Annotated in this window: 19 protein-coding genes; 9 read left to right on the top strand and 10 right to left on the bottom strand. The window is 71.9% G+C overall.

The window, feature by feature from the left end; genetic code table 11:
- Positions 1-46 precede the first annotated feature (46 nt).
- Positions 47-727, bottom strand: coding sequence for a two-component system response regulator PhoP (gene phoP, locus ACZ42X_RS25025; RefSeq protein WP_361417114.1), 681 nt, complete (start codon positions 725-727; stop codon positions 47-49).
- Positions 724-1,962, bottom strand: a complete 1,239-nt coding sequence (phoR, locus tag ACZ42X_RS25030) for a two-component system sensor histidine kinase PhoR (protein ID WP_468294204.1) — start codon at positions 1,960-1,962, stop codon at positions 724-726. The genes phoP and phoR overlap by 4 nt, the downstream gene beginning before the upstream one ends.
- A 201-nt stretch (positions 1,963-2,163) precedes the next feature.
- Between phoR and phoU the strand changes: the two genes are divergently transcribed.
- Positions 2,164-2,844: a phosphate signaling complex protein PhoU gene (gene phoU, locus ACZ42X_RS25035; protein WP_361417108.1), complete on the top strand. Its 681-nt coding sequence runs from the start codon at positions 2,164-2,166 to the stop codon at positions 2,842-2,844.
- Positions 2,845-2,962: 118 nt separating this feature from the next.
- Positions 2,963-3,115, top strand: coding sequence for a hypothetical protein (locus ACZ42X_RS25040; RefSeq protein ID WP_355355655.1), 153 nt, complete (start codon positions 2,963-2,965; stop codon positions 3,113-3,115).
- Between the two features lie 46 nt (positions 3,116-3,161).
- Here ACZ42X_RS25040 and ACZ42X_RS25045 read toward each other — a convergent pair whose 3' ends face one another.
- Positions 3,162-3,707: a hypothetical protein gene (locus ACZ42X_RS25045; protein ID WP_468294207.1), complete on the bottom strand. Its 546-nt coding sequence runs from the start codon at positions 3,705-3,707 to the stop codon at positions 3,162-3,164.
- Between the two features lie 117 nt (positions 3,708-3,824).
- On the opposite strand from ACZ42X_RS25045, the gene ACZ42X_RS25050 reads away from it, so the two are divergent.
- Both ACZ42X_RS25050 and ACZ42X_RS25055 read left to right on the top strand, forming a co-directional pair.
- Positions 3,825-4,076 (top strand): ribosomal protein L7/L12, encoded by a 252-nt coding sequence (locus tag ACZ42X_RS25050; RefSeq protein ID WP_468294210.1) that lies wholly within the window; start codon positions 3,825-3,827, stop codon positions 4,074-4,076.
- A gap of 1,166 nt (positions 4,077-5,242) precedes the next feature.
- Entirely contained in the window at positions 5,243-5,410 is a 168-nt protein-coding gene (locus ACZ42X_RS25055) for a hypothetical protein (protein ID WP_468294213.1), read from the top strand.
- 86 nt (positions 5,411-5,496) lie between these two features.
- On the opposite strand, the gene ACZ42X_RS25060 is transcribed toward ACZ42X_RS25055, so the two are convergent.
- Positions 5,497-6,255, bottom strand: a complete 759-nt coding sequence (locus ACZ42X_RS25060) for a phosphoglyceromutase (RefSeq protein WP_468294215.1) — start codon at positions 6,253-6,255, stop codon at positions 5,497-5,499.
- 157 nt (positions 6,256-6,412) lie between these two features.
- Between ACZ42X_RS25060 and ACZ42X_RS25065 the strand changes: the two genes are divergently transcribed.
- The gene (locus ACZ42X_RS25065) at positions 6,413-7,798 is read left to right on the top strand and encodes an MDR family MFS transporter (RefSeq protein ID WP_468294218.1); all 1,386 of its coding nucleotides are present in this window, start codon (positions 6,413-6,415) and stop codon (positions 7,796-7,798) included.
- A gap of 31 nt (positions 7,799-7,829) precedes the next feature.
- Here the strand turns inward: ACZ42X_RS25065 and ACZ42X_RS25070 are convergent, their stop codons facing one another.
- Positions 7,830-8,345: a type III secretion system chaperone family protein gene (locus tag ACZ42X_RS25070; RefSeq protein ID WP_468294221.1), complete on the bottom strand. Its 516-nt coding sequence runs from the start codon at positions 8,343-8,345 to the stop codon at positions 7,830-7,832.
- Positions 8,338-9,687 carry a D-inositol-3-phosphate glycosyltransferase gene (gene mshA / locus ACZ42X_RS25075; RefSeq protein ID WP_468294436.1) on the bottom strand — a complete coding sequence of 450 codons (1,350 nt, stop codon included), beginning with the start codon at positions 9,685-9,687 and terminating at the stop codon, positions 8,338-8,340. Before mshA ends, ACZ42X_RS25070 begins: the two co-directional genes overlap by 8 nt.
- Positions 9,688-9,815: 128 nt before the next feature.
- Here mshA and ACZ42X_RS25080 point away from each other — a divergent pair, with 128 nt between their 5' ends.
- The 3 genes from ACZ42X_RS25080 to ACZ42X_RS25090 all read left to right on the top strand — a co-directional run bounded on the left by ACZ42X_RS25080 (position 9,816) and on the right by ACZ42X_RS25090 (position 13,268).
- Positions 9,816-10,616: a class I SAM-dependent methyltransferase gene (locus ACZ42X_RS25080; RefSeq protein WP_468294224.1), complete on the top strand. Its 801-nt coding sequence runs from the start codon at positions 9,816-9,818 to the stop codon at positions 10,614-10,616.
- Between the two features lie 115 nt (positions 10,617-10,731).
- Positions 10,732-11,784, top strand: coding sequence for a C40 family peptidase (locus ACZ42X_RS25085; protein ID WP_361417084.1), 1,053 nt, complete (start codon positions 10,732-10,734; stop codon positions 11,782-11,784).
- Positions 11,785-11,990: 206 nt separating this feature from the next.
- Positions 11,991-13,268, top strand: coding sequence for a PP2C family protein-serine/threonine phosphatase (locus ACZ42X_RS25090; protein ID WP_468294227.1), 1,278 nt, complete (start codon positions 11,991-11,993; stop codon positions 13,266-13,268).
- Between the two features lie 13 nt (positions 13,269-13,281).
- Here ACZ42X_RS25090 and ACZ42X_RS25095 read toward each other — a convergent pair whose 3' ends face one another.
- The 4 genes from ACZ42X_RS25095 to ACZ42X_RS25110 form a co-directional block, all read right to left on the bottom strand.
- Positions 13,282-13,617 (bottom strand): DUF2516 family protein, encoded by a 336-nt coding sequence (locus tag ACZ42X_RS25095; RefSeq protein ID WP_468294230.1) that lies wholly within the window; start codon positions 13,615-13,617, stop codon positions 13,282-13,284.
- Positions 13,618-13,779: 162 nt separating this feature from the next.
- The gene (locus tag ACZ42X_RS25100; RefSeq protein ID WP_468294233.1) at positions 13,780-14,382 is read right to left on the bottom strand and encodes a hypothetical protein; all 603 of its coding nucleotides are present in this window, start codon (positions 14,380-14,382) and stop codon (positions 13,780-13,782) included.
- A 27-nt stretch (positions 14,383-14,409) separates the two neighbouring features.
- A complete protein-coding gene (locus ACZ42X_RS25105; protein ID WP_361417072.1) occupies positions 14,410-14,796 on the bottom strand; it encodes a helix-turn-helix domain-containing protein in 387 nt (128 codons plus the stop codon).
- 72 nt (positions 14,797-14,868) lie between these two features.
- A complete protein-coding gene (locus tag ACZ42X_RS25110; protein WP_468294236.1) occupies positions 14,869-15,528 on the bottom strand; it encodes a hypothetical protein in 660 nt (219 codons plus the stop codon).
- 62 nt (positions 15,529-15,590) lie between these two features.
- Here ACZ42X_RS25110 and ACZ42X_RS25115 point away from each other — a divergent pair, with 62 nt between their 5' ends.
- A complete protein-coding gene (locus ACZ42X_RS25115; RefSeq protein ID WP_468294239.1) occupies positions 15,591-15,824 on the top strand; it encodes a DUF6461 domain-containing protein in 234 nt (77 codons plus the stop codon).
- Positions 15,825-15,856 lie beyond the last annotated feature (32 nt).

Below are 15,856 nucleotides of genomic sequence, written 5' to 3' on the forward strand. Positions count from 1 at the left end.
CTTTCCGGTGGGGCGCCCCTCGTATGCGTACGCCGGGCGGGCAGGCCTACGGCTCGAACTTGTAGCCCAGCCCCCGGACCGTGACCAGGTAGCGCGGCGCGCCCGGGTCCGGCTCGATCTTGGCGCGGAGCCGCTTGACGTGGACGTCGAGGGTCTTGGTGTCCCCGACGTAGTCGGCGCCCCACACCCGGTCGATCAGCTGCATGCGCGTGAGGACGCGGCCCGCGTTGCGCAGCAGCATCTCCAGCAGGTCGAACTCCTTCAGCGGCAGGTCGACCTTGGCGCCGGAGACCGTGACGACGTGGCGGTCCACGTCCATCCGTACCGGCCCCGCCTCCAGGGCGGCCGGGGCGACCTCCTCCGGTTCGCCGCGGCGGCGGAGCACCGCGCGGATGCGGGCGACCAGCTCACGGGAGGAGAAGGGCTTCGTGACGTAGTCGTCCGCCCCTATCTCCAGGCCCACGACCTTGTCGATCTCGCTGTCCTTGGCCGTGACCATGATGACGGGCACGTTCGAGCGGCCGCGCAGCTGGCGACAGACCTCCGTGCCCGGCAGGCCGGGCAGCATGAGGTCGAGCAGGACGAGGTCGGCGCCGTTGCGCTCGAACTCGTCGAGCCCCTCGGGCCCGGTCGTCGCGACGGCGACTTCGAAGCCCTCCTTGCGGAGCATGTAGGACAGGGCGTCGCTGAAGGATTCCTCATCCTCGACGACAAGGACTCGGGTCACGGAAGGACCTCCGGGGCGGTGAGCGGTTCTGAGGTGGTCGCTGAGTCGTGATGCGTCCGGCCGTGGGGCCGGCCGTTCTGCCGTACGGCGCCGGCCTCGGGGAGGCGCAGCGTGAAGGTGGAGCCCTGTCCTTCGGTGCTCCAGACCGTGACCTCCCCGCCGTGCGAGGCGGCCACGTGCTTGACGATCGCCAGGCCCAGGCCCGTACCACCGGTGGCACGGGAGCGGGCGGGGTCGACGCGGTAGAAGCGCTCGAAGATGCGCTCCTTGTCCTTGTCGGGGATGCCGATGCCCTGGTCCGTGACGGCGATCTCTATCAGATCGCCCCCGGGGGCGGCGACGCGGCGGGCGGCGATGCCGACGCGCGTGTGGGCCGGGGAGTAGTTGACGGCGTTCTCGACGAGGTTGCCGAGAGCGGCGGCGAGCTGGCCTCGGTGGCCCCAGACGTACAGGTCCTGGGTGCCGCCGGCGGCCATGGTGATCTGCTTGGTGGTGGCGGTGTGCCGGGAGCGGTCGACGGCCTCGGCGACGAGCTCGTCCACCCGGACGGGCTCGGCGTCCTCCAGCGGGTCGTCGTTCTGCACCCGGGAGAGGTCGATGAGCTCCTGGACGAGGTTGGTGAGGCGGGTCGCCTCGATCTGCATGCGCCCGGCGAAGCGCATGACCGCCTCGGGGTCGTCGGAGGCGTCCATGACAGCCTCCGAGAGCAGGGAGAGCGCCCCGACGGGGGTCTTGAGCTCATGGCTGACGTTGGCGACGAAGTCGCGGCGTACGGCCTCGATGCGGCGGGCCTCGGTGAGGTCCTCGACCAGGAGCAGGACCAGCCGGGAGCCGAGGGGCGCGACACGGGCCGAGACGGCGAGGGCTTCGCCGCGGCCGGTGCCGCGCCGGGGCAGGTCCAGCTCGACCTGGCGTATCTCGCCGTCGCGGCGGGTGTCGCGCGCCATGTGGAGCATCGGCTCGACGGCCAGCTTGCCGCCGCGGACCAGGCCGAGCGCGTACGCCGCGGAGCTGGCCTTGACGACGGAGTCGCTCTCGTCGAGCACGACCGCGGAGGAGCGGAGCACCGACAGCACGGTGTCCACGCCGGGTGGGAGCACCGCGTCGGTGTGCAGGGAGGTACGGGTGGGCCTGGCCTGGTCGCGCTCGCTCCAGCGGAACGCCAGCATGGCGATCACGCCGGTGCACGCCCCGGCGATCGCGGCCAATGCGGCAACCGCCGCGTTCACGTCCATGCGTCCAGGTTATGCGGGTGCTCGGACATGCTCCCAGCCATCCGTGTGGGTGCTCGAACAGTCGTCGCTCAGAGTTCACCGAGGGGAAAGTGACGGTTCACTTGAGAGGGAGGCCCCGGACTTTTTCGGCTCGGACCGTGGGAACGTAGGGGCCCGAGCCCACCCCGGACCCCTGAGGTTCGCACTGAGAGAGGGACATCCATGCGGGACGCGTACCACGAGGAACTGGACTCGATCGGCGAGGGCCTGGTCGAAATGGCCCGGCTGGTCGGGTCGGCGATCGGGCGCGCCACGACGGCGATGCTCGACGCGGACCTGAAGCTGGCGGAGGCCGTGATCGCGGCCGACCAGAAGGTCGACGACCTCCAGCACGACCTGGAGGCGCGGGCCATAGCCCTGCTGGCGCGCCAGCAGCCCGTCGCGACGGACCTGCGCATCGTGGTGACCTCGCTGCGGATGAGCGCGGACCTGGAGCGCTCCGGCGACCTCGCCCAGCACGTCGCCAAGCTGGCTCGCCTGCGCTTCCCGAACCGCGCGGTGCCGCGGGACCTGCACGCCACCATCCTGGAGATGGGCCAGCTGGCGCAGCGCCTGATGGCGAAGGCGGCGGAGGTCATCATCACCAAGGACGTCGACCTGGCGCTCCAGCTGGAGCACGACGACGACGAGATGGACCGCCTGCACCGCACGCTCTTCCAGCACCTGATGGACGACCGCTGGAAGCACGGCATCGAGACGGCGGTCGACGTGACGCTGCTGGGCCGCTACTACGAGCGCTTCGCCGACCACGCGGTGTCGGTGGCCAAGCGCGTGGTGTACCTGGTGACGGGCGAGCACGCGGACGAGCTCCAGCAGGCGGAGGCCCCGGTCGAGGGCGCCTGACGGTCGCCTCCCCGTCGGGGTCGGGCCTCTGTGCGCCGTTGATGCGCCCTGGCGGGTGGGCATGCAATGGGGAGAGGTGACGTACGCCTTCGAACGTACGCCTTTGAGGAGGGACCCCATGGCAGATTCCCCCGTGAGCGGCACCCAGCAGGAAGCAGCACCGGTCGAAGTGGTCCACCTGCCCGTCCTCGGCGCCTGCGGTTGCGGCTCGGGCTGCGGCTGCGGCTGCCAGTCGGGCGCGCCGTGCCAGTGCGGCGGCTGCTGCGGCTGAGCGGCCGGGCGTAGGCGCGGGCCCCGTCCGGACGACCGGGCGGGGCTCAGCGCTGCCGGCCGTCGTCCGTGACCTCCAGCGTGTGGCGGGCCAGGCCGATGAAGGCGAGGTACGCGTCCCGCAGTTCGACGAACGCGGCGTCGTAGGCGTGCCTGCGCTCGGGGCTGTCGTCGCCGATGAGCGCCTTGAGCAGCGGCTGCAGGCGGCGGCTCAGCTGCCGTACGTGCTCCGCGGCCTCGGAGACCTCGGCGGGGCCGTCGAGGCGCACCTCGTGGTTGGCCCGGTTCATGGCCGCGATGGCGGGCGCGGTGCGCTCGTACATCCGCGTCAGCAGGCGGTCCTTCGTCTCGCGGTCGCTTGCGGCGTCGACGTCGTTGATCTGCCAGGTGATCTCGAAGAAGGCGTGCGCGCAGCCCATCATCTCCCGGTAGGTGGCACGGCGCCGCTCCCGCTGTTCGCGCAGCGCCTCCGCCACCACGACCGTCCGGGCCTGCACCAGCGCGGCGCGCGAGGTCGCCCGCGCGGTGATGTAGCTGGCCGCGAGCGCGGTCAGCGCGGTGAGGACGCCGACCCACAGTCCGCTGTTCGCCATGGTGCGGCAGTCTGCCAGCGCCGCGGGGAGGTGGACAATGACAAGTCCCTTGCCGCCCCGGGGTCTTCAGGCCCCGGTGACGCGCCGGGGCGGAGGGGGACGAGGGAGGAGGGGGCCATGGCCGGCGAGGACTTCTTGTCGGTGTGCGACGACGTGCCTCATCACGTGGTGCTCACCGACCCCGGCACGCGTGCGCTGGACGTCGCCCAGGTCGTACGCCGGCTGACGGGTCTGAGCCTCTGGCGCAGCAGGGCCCTGGCCATGCAGGTGCCCGCCGTGATCCTTGACGGCGCACCGCGAGAGGACGCCGAGGCGGCCGTCGCCGCTTTCCGCGCTGTCGGAGCGCGGGCCTGGGCGGGGCCCGCATAGCAACGAGCCCCTTGCCTGCGGGAAACCGCAGGCAAGGGGCTCGTTCGTGGGCGTTTGTTACTCCTTGCCCTGGATCTTGTCGGGGATCTTGGGGAGCTGGCTTTTCCCTGCACAGCGGCAGTGGGGCCGTGCGCCTGGTGGTCGTCGTTGGTCGTCATTGGCCACTGTCGAGCGGCTTGGGACGGCCCAGAGATGGCCCGGCACGCCGCCCCCTCTGACGGCCGGCGCCCTCGACGCGTCGCGTCTGAGCCTCAACCGACGTTAGTCAGCCACGCCGGCGAGAACGCCGGCCGATTGACGCGCGCGTCTGCCTCGCTGCGCCCCGCCGTCCTCGGCCACGTTGCCAATGCTGGCGTCGGCCAGGTCGGAACATGCCTCGTAGCTAACCCGACTCGCTTGTGAGAGCCACTCGGACCCGGGCCTGATCCCGCGGGTGTGCGCACACCTCAAGCCGTCCAGCCAGGAGCGCACCCGCAAGGCGATTGCGCCCGTCTTCGCCTAGCCGAGGTTGACCCCGCGCAACCTCACCCTCACCGCCCAGTTCGAAAACATCACCCACGAAGCGCCGAAGCTAGCATCTGAAATCACCAACCGTGATTTGGTACCGCCGCGCCAGATCACAGATTGAGAATCACCGAAGCTAGCATCTGAAATCACCAACCGTGATTTGGTACCGCCGCGCCAAATCACAGATTGAGAATCACCGAAGCTAGCATCTGAAATCACCAACCGTGATTTGATACCGCCGCGCCCAAGGTCCCGGTCCACGTTCACCTCTGCGCTCCCGCCCGGGCGGGCGGCCAGGTGGGCGGGCGGGCGGGCGGCCAGGCGGGCGACCAGCCGGGCGGGCGGGCGGGCGGGCGAGTACCCACCGAAATACCGCTTCAACGGTTCAATGGTTCAACGGTTTTCCGTTTTTTACCGTCACCACGTCTCGGCTCTACCACCAAGGCTGCACCGTTCTGATAGCACCGCAAGACTGAGTGAAGGGCTCACTCAAGCGGTTTTAGCTGCGGGTTTGTGACACTCCCCACCGGGTCGCTAAAGTCCCCTACGCGCCGAGGGAAACAAGAGGGGCCGCTCACTGCCATGAGCGGCCCCTCACCCCGCCGGCACGCTTATTCACCGCTGATATAGGAGAAGTCATGTGCCCTACGGAGAAGCCCATGGTGCCACGATGCGGTCTGCGTATCGACCTCATCCCCCGTGAGCTGCCGCTCGTGCTGGTCGGCCTCGGTGGCTCGACCCTTGCTATGTGGGTCGGCGCCGAACCCGTCGCTGTCCTCCCGCTGGCCTTCCTCGTGTCGGTCCGGGTGAGACTGCACCGCATCTGACCGCGACGGCCCAGACACGGCCCCAGCCCATAGAAGAGCCCCCTCCTGAGGGAAGAACCGCAGGTAGGGGGCTTCTTCAGCTGTGCTTACTTCTTGCCCTGGTTCTTGACCGCCTCGATGGCCGCCTTCGCCGCCTCCGGGTCGAGGTACGTGCCGCCCTTCGTGACCGGCTTGAAGTCGGCGTCGAGCTCGTACACGAGCGGGATGCCCGTCGGGATGTTCAGGCCCGCGATGTCGGTGTCCGAGATGCCGTCCAGGTGCTTGACCAGGGCGCGCAGGCTGTTGCCGTGGGCGGCGACGAGGACCGTGCGGCCGGCGAGGAGGTCCGGGACGATGTCGTCGTACCAGTACGGCAGCATGCGGACGACGACGTCCTTCAGGCACTCGGTGCGGGGGCGCAGCTCCGGCGGGATGGTGGCGTAGCGCGCGTCGCCCGCCTGCGAGAACTCGTTGTCGTCGGCGAGGACCGGCGGCGGGGTGTCGTACGAGCGGCGCCACAGCATGAACTGCTCCTCGCCGAACTCGGCGAGGGTCTGCGCCTTGTCCTTGCCCTGCAGCGCGCCGTAGTGCCGCTCGTTCAGGCGCCAGGAGCGGTGGACCGGGATCCAGTGGCGGTCGGCGGACTCCAGCGCCAGCTGCGCGGTGCGGATGGCGCGCTTCTGGAGGGAGGTGTGCACGACGTCGGGGAGCAGACCGGCGTCCTTGAGCAGCTCACCGCCGCGGACTGCCTCCTTCTCGCCCTTCTCGGTGAGGTTGACGTCCACCCAGCCGGTGAACAGGTTCTTCGCGTTCCATTCGCTCTCGCCGTGGCGGAGGAGGATCAGCTTGTACGGTGCGTCGGCCATGCGTACGAGATTAATGGACGCGGCTGACGGTTGACGGCTCGCGTCAATTCAGTGGCTCGGTGGAGCGACCCGCTTGTAAGTTGCGCTCGCTATCTCGGGCGCTTACAGGGGAGTACACGTGTCCACAGCCTCACTCCGGCAGTCCCTCCGCGGAACCGTGTCGGGGCTACCCCCCGGCTTCTGGTGGCTGTGGACCTCGACGCTGGTGAACCGCACCGGCGCCTTCGTCCTCACCTTCCTCTCCCTCTACCTCACCCAGGAGCTGGGCTTCTCCGCCTGGTACGCGGGCCTCGTCGTCGCCCTCCACGGGCTCGGCGGCATCGCCGGGTCCCCGCTCGGCGGCATGCTCAGCGACCGGTGGGGGCGACGGCCCACCATGGTCACCGGCCACCTCGCCGCCGCCGCGGGCGCGGCGGCGCTCGCCTTCGTCACCAGCACCTGGGGCGTCGCCGTCGTGGTGCTCCTGATGGGCGTGGCCATGCAGTCCGTACGGCCCGCCATCGGCGCGACCATCGCCGACCAGGTGCCGGACCACGACCGCCGGCGCGCGTACGCCCTCAACTACTGGGCCCTCAACCTCGGCTTCGCCATCGCCGCGATCGGCGGCGGCGCCGCGATCTTCCTCGGCTACCGGACCCTGTTCCTGGTCGACGCGGCCGCGACCGCGCTGTGTGCGCTCATCGTCTTCCTGCGGCTGCCGGAGACGCGGCCGACGGCGCCGGCGGCCGGCAGTGCCGCCGCGAAGGAGGGCGCCGCCGACGAGCAGCGGATCTCCATGCTGGACGTGCTGCGCGACGGACCCTTCCGCACCCTGGTACTGCTCAACCTGCTCGTCTGCACCGTCTTCTCCGTCCCGTGGGTCGGCCTGCCGCTCACCATGGCCCAGGAGGGGCTGGAGCCGGACGCGTACGGTGTGGTCATCGCCGTCAACGGTGTCGTCATCGTCGGTTTCCAGCTGCTCGTCAACAAGGTCACCGAGAAGCGGTCGCCGGTCGCCCTCCTCACCGTCTCGTCGCTGCTCTTCGCGGTGGGTACGGGCGCGACCGCGCTGGCGGGTACGCCGCTGCTCTTCGCCGCGACCGTGGTGGTGTGGACGATCGGCGAGATGGTGCACGTGCCGACCAACGCCGCGGCGACCGCCCGGCTCGCCCCGGCGCACGCCCGCGGCCGGTATCAGGGCGTCATGGGCATGTCCTGGTCGCTGGGCGGGTTCATCGCGCCGATCGTGGCCGGCTGGGTCATCAGCGGCCCCGGCCCGGACGTCCTGTGGCTGGGCTGCGCGGTGGTCGGCACCACGGCCGCCGCCGGGTACGCGCTGCTGCTGCGGCGGGCGCTGGCGGCGGAGGCGGCCGCGGTGGAGGCGGCGGAGGCCGCCGCGGTCGAAGCGGCGGAGGCCGCCGCCGTCGAGGCCGCCGAAGCGGCTGCGGTCGAAGCGGCCGCCGTCGAGGCCGCGGAAGCGGCTGCCGCCACCGAGGCGGCTCGGGTGGCGGAGGCAGCGGGCCCCGCGCGCGACCGGAAGCCCAAGCCCGAAGTCAGCGCCTAGCTACGACCGGACCTCGGCCGTCGGACGAGGGCTACGACTGCGACTGCGACCGAGGGGTCGTCAGGTGCGTGAACGCCGCCAGGTTCCGCGTCGACTCGCCGCGCGCGACGCGCCACTCGTACTCCTTGCGGATGGCCGTCGCGAACCCCTTCTCCAGCAGCGTGTTGAACGCCCCGTCCGCCGCCTCCAGCACCGACCCCAGCAGCCGGTCCAGCTCCTCCGGAGTGACGGCGGCGAGCGGCAGCTTGCCGGTCAGGTAGATGTCGCCGAGGCCGTCGACCGCGTAACTCACGCCGTACAGCTTGAGGTTGCGCTCCAGCAGCCAGCGGTGGACGGCCGCCTCGTTCTCGTCGGGGTGGCGGATCACGAAGGCGTTGAGGGAGAGGGAGTGGTTGCCGACCCGCAGGGAGACGGTCGTGGAGAGCTTCTTCGTGCCGGGGAGCGTGACGACGTACGTGCCGGGGGCCGGGGACTCCCAGGTCAGCCCGGCGTCGTCCAGCGCGGTCTCGATCGTGTGCCGTGCGTCTGCGTGCGCTGCGTCAGCCATGGTGGGAGCGTACGTGACGCCGGTGCTCGTGCAGGGCGGCCGTGTACACGTCGGCCGTCGCCGCCGCCGCCGTGTCCCAGCCGAAGGAGCTCGCGTGGCGCGCCGCCGCCTCGCCCAGGCGGGCAGTGAGCGCCGGGTCGTCGGCGAGGCGGTGCAGGACGTGCGCGTACGCCGCCGGGTCGTGGCCCCGCACCAGGAAGCCGGTCTCGCCGTCCCGCACGGCCACCGGCAGGCCGCCGACGGCGGCCGCGACGACCGGGGTGCCGGCCGCCTGCGCCTCGATGGCGACGAGCCCGAAGGACTCGCTGTACGAGGGCATGACCAGCACGGACGCCGCCCGGAACCAGTCGGCGAGCCGCTCCTGCCCGACCGGCGGGTGGAAGCGGACGACGTCGGCGATGCCGAGCCGCGCGGCGAGCTTCTGCAGGCCCTCGGGCTTGGCCAGGCCGCTGCCGCTGGGGCCGCCGACCACCGGGACGATCATGCGGGTGCGCAGGGAGGGGTCCCGCTCCAGCATCCGGGCCGCCGCGCGCAGCAGGATGTCCGGCGCCTTGAGCGGCTGTATGCGCCCGGCGAAGACGGGGACGAAGGCGTCGGCGGGCAGCCCGAGCCGGGCGCGGGCGGCGGCGCGGCCGTCGGCGGGCCGGAAACGGTCCAGGTTCACGCCGGGGTGGACGACGGCGACCTTGGCGGGGTCGGCCTCGTAGAAGCGGGTGAGTTCGTCGGCCTCGCCCGCGGTGTTGGCTATCAGCCGGTCGGCGGCGCGCACGATCTGCGTCTCGCCGATCACGCGGGCGGCGGGCTCGGGGGTGTCGCCCTCGGCGAGTGAGGCGTTCTTGACCTTGGCCATGGTGTGCATGGCGTGGACGAGCGGGACGCCCCAGCGCTCGGCGGCGAGCCAGCCGACGTGGCCGGAGAGCCAGTAGTGGGAGTGGACGAGGTCGTAGTGGCCGGGCCGGTGCCGGGCCCAGGCCTGCATCACGCCGTGCGTGAAGGCGCACAGCTGGGCCGGCAGCTCCTCCTTGGCGAGCCCCTCGTACGGACCGGCGTCCACGTGCCGGACGAGAACGCCGGGGGTGAGCTCGACGGCCGGGGGCAGGCCGCCGGCGGTGGCGCGCGTGAAGATCTCGACCTCGATGTTGATCGCGGCGAGGCGCTTGGCGAGCTCGACGATGTAGACGTTCATGCCGCCCGCGTCGCCGGTGCCCGGCTGGTGGAGCGGTGAGGTGTGGACGCTGAGCATGGCGATCCGGCGAGGCGTCCGGGGCCGGCCGGGCAGCCGCAGCCGGGACGGCGTGGCGGCCGCCAGGGTGCCGGCGAACCGGGACACGTACTGGCTCACGTCGGCGTCCTTCCGCAGTCCTTCAGACATGACAAAAGGAGGATGCGCGGGTCGATCCTCTCTCCCGCGCTCAACAGCGGAATACGCCCTTTCATTTCCGGTTTGCCAAATCATTTACCCTCGATCGCATGGCCCCGCGCATCACCCGCCCCGTGGGCACCACCACACGCGGGACCACCCACCCCAACCGCCTGCGCCGCATGGACCGCTGGATCGCGGCCGTCCACGGCCCGGCGCTGCTGCGCGCCGCCGCGGCCCCGGTCGCGGTGGACCTCGGGTACGGGGCCGCGCCGTGGACCGCCGTCGAGCTGCTGGCCCGGCTGCGCACCGCCGACCCCCGCGCCCGGGTCGTCGGCATCGAGATCGAGCCCGCGCGGGTCGCGGCCGCCCAGCCGTACGCGCGCGAGGGCCTGACCTTCGTCCACGGCGGCTTCGAGGTCCCGGTGGACGGCGCCCCGGCGCTGATCCGGGCCGCGAACGTGCTGCGCCAGTACGACGAGGGCGAGGTCGCCGCCGTGTGGGAGCGGCTGTGCGCGCGGCTCGCGCCCGGGGGGCTGCTGGTGGAGGGGACCTGCGACGAGATCGGGCGGCGGCACGTGTGGGTGGCGCTCGGGCCCGAGGGGCCGCGCACCGTGACGTTCGCCACGCGGCTGGGGTCGCTGGAGCGGCCGTCGGACCTGGCCGAGCGGCTGCCGAAGGCGCTGATCCACCGCAATGTGCCGGGCGAGCGGGTGCACGCCTTCCTGCGGGACTTCGACCGGGCGTGGGCGGCGGCGTCGCCGTACGCCTCGCTGGGGGCCCGGCAGCGGTGGATCGCGACGGCGCGGGCGCTGGCGGAGGACTGGCCGCTGGCGGACGGGCGGCGGCGGTGGCGGCAGGGCGAGCTCACGGTGGAGTGGTCGGCGCTGGCGCCCGGGGGCGGCTCGTAGCCGCCTCCGGTCGGGGCACGAACCCCCTGTTACTTTGCCGTAGGGCATGGCACCATCGCGGAGTCCGCGAAAAGTTACTGACGGTAAATCAGGTGCCGGGCCAGAGGGGGATTCCGTGAACCGACGCCGTTGCGTCACCGCCGCGATCACGTTGGTCTGCGCCCTGACGGTGCTCGCCTCACCCTCGTACACCTCATCCGCGTACGCCGCGCCCACCCCGCCGCCGGAGCCGCGCCGGAGCCTCGAAGAGGTACGCGCGGAGATCGACGGCCTCTACCGGCAGGCCGCCTCCGCCACCGACGCGTACAACCTCGCCGAGGAGCGGGCGCGGAAGCAGTCGGCCGAGGTCGTACGGCTCGCGCAGGCGATCGTCGACGGCCAGGCCCGGATCGACGACCTGAAGAGGCGGGCCGGCGCGGCCGCCCGCGCCCAGTACCGCAACGGCGGCATACCGGACGAGGCGAGGTTCGTCCTCGCCAACGACCCGCGGCGCTTCCTCGACGGCGCCGGGCGCCTCCAGCAGGGCCAGAAGGCCACGCAGGACCTCCTCGGCGAACTGAGCCGCGCCCAGACCGACTTGGAGACGTACACCGCCGACGCCAGCACCGAGTGGACCCGGCTGGAGAGCCACCGCACCCAGCAGGCGAAGGCCAAGAAGGACATCGAGTCCAAGATCGCCGCGGCCGAGAAGCTGGAGTCGCAGCTGGAGGCCGAGGAGCGCGAGCGGCTGCTGCTGCTGGAGCAGCAGGAGCAGTCGCGGGCCCAGACGGCGTGGCTGGGCTCCGGCGTGCTGAAGGGGGTCGACGGCAGCGCGAGCGCGCAGGGCAGGAAGGCGATCGAGTTCGCCACCGCCCAGATCGGCAAGCCGTACGTGTGGGGCGCGGAGGGCCCGGGGTCGTACGACTGCTCGGGGCTGACGCAGCGGGCGTGGGGCGCGGCCGGGAAGGCCATCCCGCGCACCTCCCAGGAGCAGTGGCGGCTGCTGCCGCGCATCGACATCAGGGACATGCGGGCGGGCGACCTGATCATCTACCACGCCGACGCGAGCCATGTGGGCATGTACGTCGGCGACGGGATGATCGTGCACGCGCCGCGCCCGGGGCGGAACGTGACGCTGGCCGGGGCGGGCTCGATGCGGATCCTCGGCGTCGTACGCCCGGACAAATAGCCTTTGTCGGATGTGACCCGCCCAACATCGGGCGCGTGATGTTCGTCATGGGCCGATGCCCAACTACCTCCCTCCGTACGGCATATGCCACCCGCTCTTCGCCGATCACCATTCCGTTCGGCCGTCGCGTACCGCTATGGTCCCGGCTGGTGGTGTGTCGACCGGCGCGCCACCGCGCCCTCGGGGGGAGGGAAGGAAACAGACCGATGCCCGTACCCGTACCGCGACAGAGGGTGGACTCAGGCCAGGCCGCGTCCGCCGCCGTCGCGGAAACCGCCGGGACCACGGACCTCAGCCTCACGCTCACGCTCCTGGTGATCGAGGACGACCCGGTGGGCGCCTTCACCGTCCCGGAGCTGGTGGACGCCTCCGGCACCCGGGTCCGCATACGCACCGCCCGCAACCTCACCGAGGCCGAACGGCTGCTCACCGACGACGTCCACTGCGTCCTCGTCGACCTCGCGCTGCCGGCACCCCGGCAGGACGAGGCGGCCGACCGGCTCGCGGCGCTCCGCCACGTGCTGCGCCTCGCGCCGCGCCACGCCGTGCTGGCGCTGGCCACGTCCGGCGAGCCCGAGCTCGCCGCCGAGGCCGTACGCGCCGGGGCGCAGGACCACCTCTTCCGCGAGGAGCTCGACGGGCCGCTGCTCAGCCGGGCCATCCGGTACGCCGTCGAGCGCAAGCGCGCCGACTCGGCGCAGGTGAAGCTGGCCGAGTCGCGGCTGCGCGCGCAGGAGAACGCCCGCCTGGAGCGGGGCTTGCTGCCGACGCCGCTGCTGGAGGGCTCGGACCTGCGGTTCGCGGCCCGCTACCGGCCGGGGCGCTCGCGCGCACTGCTCGGCGGCGACTTCTACGACACCGTGCGCACGCCCGACGGCACCGTGCACGCGATGATCGGCGACGTGTGCGGGCACGGGCCCGACGAGGCGGCGCTCGGCGTGGAGCTGCGGATCGCGTGGCGGGCGCTGACCTTCGCGGGGCTCTGCGGGGACGAGCTGCTGTCGACGCTCCAGCGGGTGCTGGAGCACGAGCGCGAGAACGACGAGATCTTCGCGACCCTGTGCACCGTGGACATCGCGCCCGACGGCCGCCGCGCCGGGCTGTGCCTGGCGGGCCACCCGTCGCCGCTGATCGCCCGCCGGGGCCGCGCGGCGCGACTGCTGCCGTACGAGGACGGGGGCCCGGCCCTCGGCCTGCTGCCGCGCGCCCGCTGGCCGCGCCGGCAGGTGGAGCTGGGCGGCTCGTGGAACCTGATGATGTACACCGACGGCCTGATCGAGGGCCGCTCGGCGGGGCCGGGCTCGCCCCGGCTGGGCCAGGACGGCATGCTCGCGATGATCAACGAGCAGCTGTCGTCGGGCCTGACCGGCGAGGCGCTGCTGGACGCCGCCGTGACGCGGGTCCGCGACCTGAACGGCGGCGAGCTGACGGACGACGTGGCGGTCCTGCTGCTGGCCCGCGACGCGCGCGTCGCGGGCCACTAGTCGGGAGCGCGGGCTACCGGCCGCCGTTGTACGGCCCGTACGGCCCGTCGCTGCTGGAGCCGCCGCCGCGCCGGCCGCCGCCCGACACCTGCTGGAGGGCGGGCCGTACGTCGACCATGAAGACGATCGACGCGACGAGCCCCGCCAGCTGGAGGAAGAGCCACGGCACGAGCAGGTTCACCGCGACCGTCACGCCGAGGAGGATCAACCAGAAGGTCTTGGTCTGCTTGTCGGCGGCGCGGTAGGCGTCCTCGCGGGCCGTCGCCGCGAGGAAGAACGCGACGACCGCGATCACCAGGATCGCCAGGTAGATCAAGGAGAGGAACGACGTGAATCCCTCAATCAACATGCTGAGCACCGCCTCACCAGTGATGTAAGCCCCTCGGTCGTGTCCGCGACGTCCCGTCTGCCCGCCCCGTGGGCGGACGACACTCCTGTGCGGGCACTCCCTCGCCGCCAAGGTACTCCCACGAGCCCCGCCCCGCCGCGTGCGGCGGCGGGGCGGTGAGGGTCACTTCTCGGCCGGTGCCGTGGGCTTCTTCGCCGCGGGCTTGCGGGCGGCGGGGGCCTTCCTGGCGGGAGCGGTCCGCTGGGCGGCGGACTTCTCCGCCGTGGCGGACTTCGCTTCGCTCTTCGGCTCGGTCTTCGCCTCGGACTTCGGCTCGCTCTTCGGTGCGGCGTCCGGCTCGACGGCCACGGCGATCTCGGTCAGCTCCTCGGCGGCCTCGCCGCGCCACTGCCGGACGGCCTGCTCGCCCTGCTCGGCGACCTTCTCGTACGTCTCCTTCGCCTTGATGGCGTACTCGGCGGCCACGCCGACGCTCCGCAGCGCCAGGTCCTGGGCGGTCTCGCCCAGCTTCTTCAGGTCCGGCTCAAGGGAGCCGAGCACCTCGCCCACCTTGGCCTGCACGGTGGCCTGCGCCTCCTTGGCCTGGGCGGCCACCTTCTCCTGTACGGCCTTGGGGTCGGTGTTGCGCACCGCGTCGATCCGCGCCGGCGCCTCGGCCTTGAGCTGCTCGATCAGACCGGGCACCTTCTTGGCCTGCTGCACGGCCAGGTTCGCCGTACCGGCGGCGAAGTAGAGGGGCGTACGGAGTTCTTCGATGATGGCCACTGTGGATCCTCCGGGAACGCGGGTGGGTCAGACTTCGGGTGAGGCGCCGTCCTCGCTGGTGTCCGTATCGAGCCCGTTCTCCTTGCGGAACGAGTCGTAGATCTGGAGCAGCACCTGCTTCTGCCGCTCGTTGATCGACGGATCGGCGAGGATGACGGCGCGCGTCTCCAACTCCTCGCGCTCCCGCTCCTCCAGGATCCCGGCGCGTACGTACAGCGTCTCCGCGGAGATCCGCAGCGCCTTGGCGACCTGCTGGAGCACCTCCGCGCTCGGCTTGCGCAGCCCGCGCTCGATCTGGCTCAGATACGGATTGGACACCCCGGCGGCATCGGCGAGCTGCCGCAACGACAGCTGCGCGTTGCGCCGCTGCTCGCGCAGGTACTCACCGAGATTGCCGACGTTGAGCGATGCCATGGGTCGATGGTGCACCACTCTTGCTAACTTTTGCAAGCGAATGCTTGCAGGTGTGTCGCTCCCGGCGGAGGGTCACCAGTCGGTGAGGTCGACCAGGCGGGAGCAGTGCGGGTCGTCGATGCCGCCCGGCACTGTCCGTTCGCTCTCCTCGATGAGGGAGGGCAGGGCGGCGAGCAGCGCGGTCAGGGCGCCGGAGGGCCGGACGTCGGCGGCGACCACGTCGGTGTCTTCCTCGCGGTCCAGGTACAAGCGCATCCGGTCGGGGCCCTGGAGGAGGAAACCGCGCAGGCGCGGGTCGGGCTGTTCTTCGGTCCAGGGGTAGGTGAGGGTGCGCAGGACGGTGAAGGCGTTGTCGTACTCCCCCGGGTCGACGGGGTCGACGGGCGCCGGGTCCACCTGGATGAGGGTCATGCCCATCACCGTGCCGACGCGGCTGCTGGAGAAGACCTGAGTGCCGGTGCTCAAGGCCCGGACGATGCCGAGGACGTCGTGCGGGCTCGCCGGCTCCTCAGGGTCGTCGAGGGCACGCAGCGGGATCTCCCACACCATCACGTCACCGGGGCTGCTCACGCGTTGAGGGCCGGTGGCGATCCGGACCGTCTCGGCAGGGGGCGGCGAGGGGAGGACACCGCGGATGAAGCTGCCGTCGGGCAGGGGAGCGTGGATGTGGTGGAGCAGCAGGCGCGCGATGTCCGCCTGCTGCTCCGCGATGTCGTCGTACGTGAAAGTCACGTTTCCAACGATGGCACCCACGGCGGGCATCGCGGCCGGGGCGCGGCTGTCGGAGGCGGTCGGTGACGCGGCCTTCGGCCTCTCCCGTCGTACGGACGGCAAGCGGCACCACGCCCGACGACCTCCTGGACGCCATGCACCGCATCGGTTTCCACTTCGGCGACGGCGACGCCCCGGAACCCGACCTCTCCGGCCCGGCCGCGTTCGCCCTCGCCGAGCACCTGACCGGCGTCGCCCTCACGGCGGAGCTGCTGGAGGGGACGACGTTCACGTGCGGCAGCGTCGAGGTGCGGTGAGGCGCGTGGCCCGCACCCGCGCCCGCCCCCGC

The organism is Streptomyces sp. NPDC030862, assembly GCF_055571835.1.

What these genes read in the sequence shown, in the direction of transcription:
- phoR (WP_468294204.1), bottom strand. Translation starts at nt 1,962, where the DNA reads ATGGACGTGAACGCGGCGGTTGCCGCATTGGCCGCGATCGCCGGGGCG.
- ACZ42X_RS25105 (WP_361417072.1), bottom strand. Translation starts at nt 14,796, where the DNA reads ATGGCATCGCTCAACGTCGGCAATCTCGGTGAGTACCTGCGCGAGCAG.
- ACZ42X_RS25090 (WP_468294227.1), top strand. Translation starts at nt 11,991, where the DNA reads ATGCCCGTACCCGTACCGCGACAGAGGGTGGACTCAGGCCAGGCCGCG.
- ACZ42X_RS25040 (WP_355355655.1), top strand. Translation starts at nt 2,963, where the DNA reads ATGGCAGATTCCCCCGTGAGCGGCACCCAGCAGGAAGCAGCACCGGTC.
- ACZ42X_RS25080 (WP_468294224.1), top strand. Translation starts at nt 9,816, where the DNA reads ATGGCCCCGCGCATCACCCGCCCCGTGGGCACCACCACACGCGGGACC.
- ACZ42X_RS25055 (WP_468294213.1), top strand. Translation starts at nt 5,243, where the DNA reads ATGGTGCCACGATGCGGTCTGCGTATCGACCTCATCCCCCGTGAGCTG.
- ACZ42X_RS25070 (WP_468294221.1), bottom strand. Translation starts at nt 8,345, where the DNA reads ATGGCTGACGCAGCGCACGCAGACGCACGGCACACGATCGAGACCGCG.
- ACZ42X_RS25095 (WP_468294230.1), bottom strand. Translation starts at nt 13,617, where the DNA reads ATGTTGATTGAGGGATTCACGTCGTTCCTCTCCTTGATCTACCTGGCG.
- ACZ42X_RS25045 (WP_468294207.1), bottom strand. Translation starts at nt 3,707, where the DNA reads ATGGCGAACAGCGGACTGTGGGTCGGCGTCCTCACCGCGCTGACCGCG.
- ACZ42X_RS25050 (WP_468294210.1), top strand. Translation starts at nt 3,825, where the DNA reads ATGGCCGGCGAGGACTTCTTGTCGGTGTGCGACGACGTGCCTCATCAC.
- phoU (WP_361417108.1), top strand. Translation starts at nt 2,164, where the DNA reads ATGCGGGACGCGTACCACGAGGAACTGGACTCGATCGGCGAGGGCCTG.
- ACZ42X_RS25060 (WP_468294215.1), bottom strand. Translation starts at nt 6,255, where the DNA reads ATGGCCGACGCACCGTACAAGCTGATCCTCCTCCGCCACGGCGAGAGC.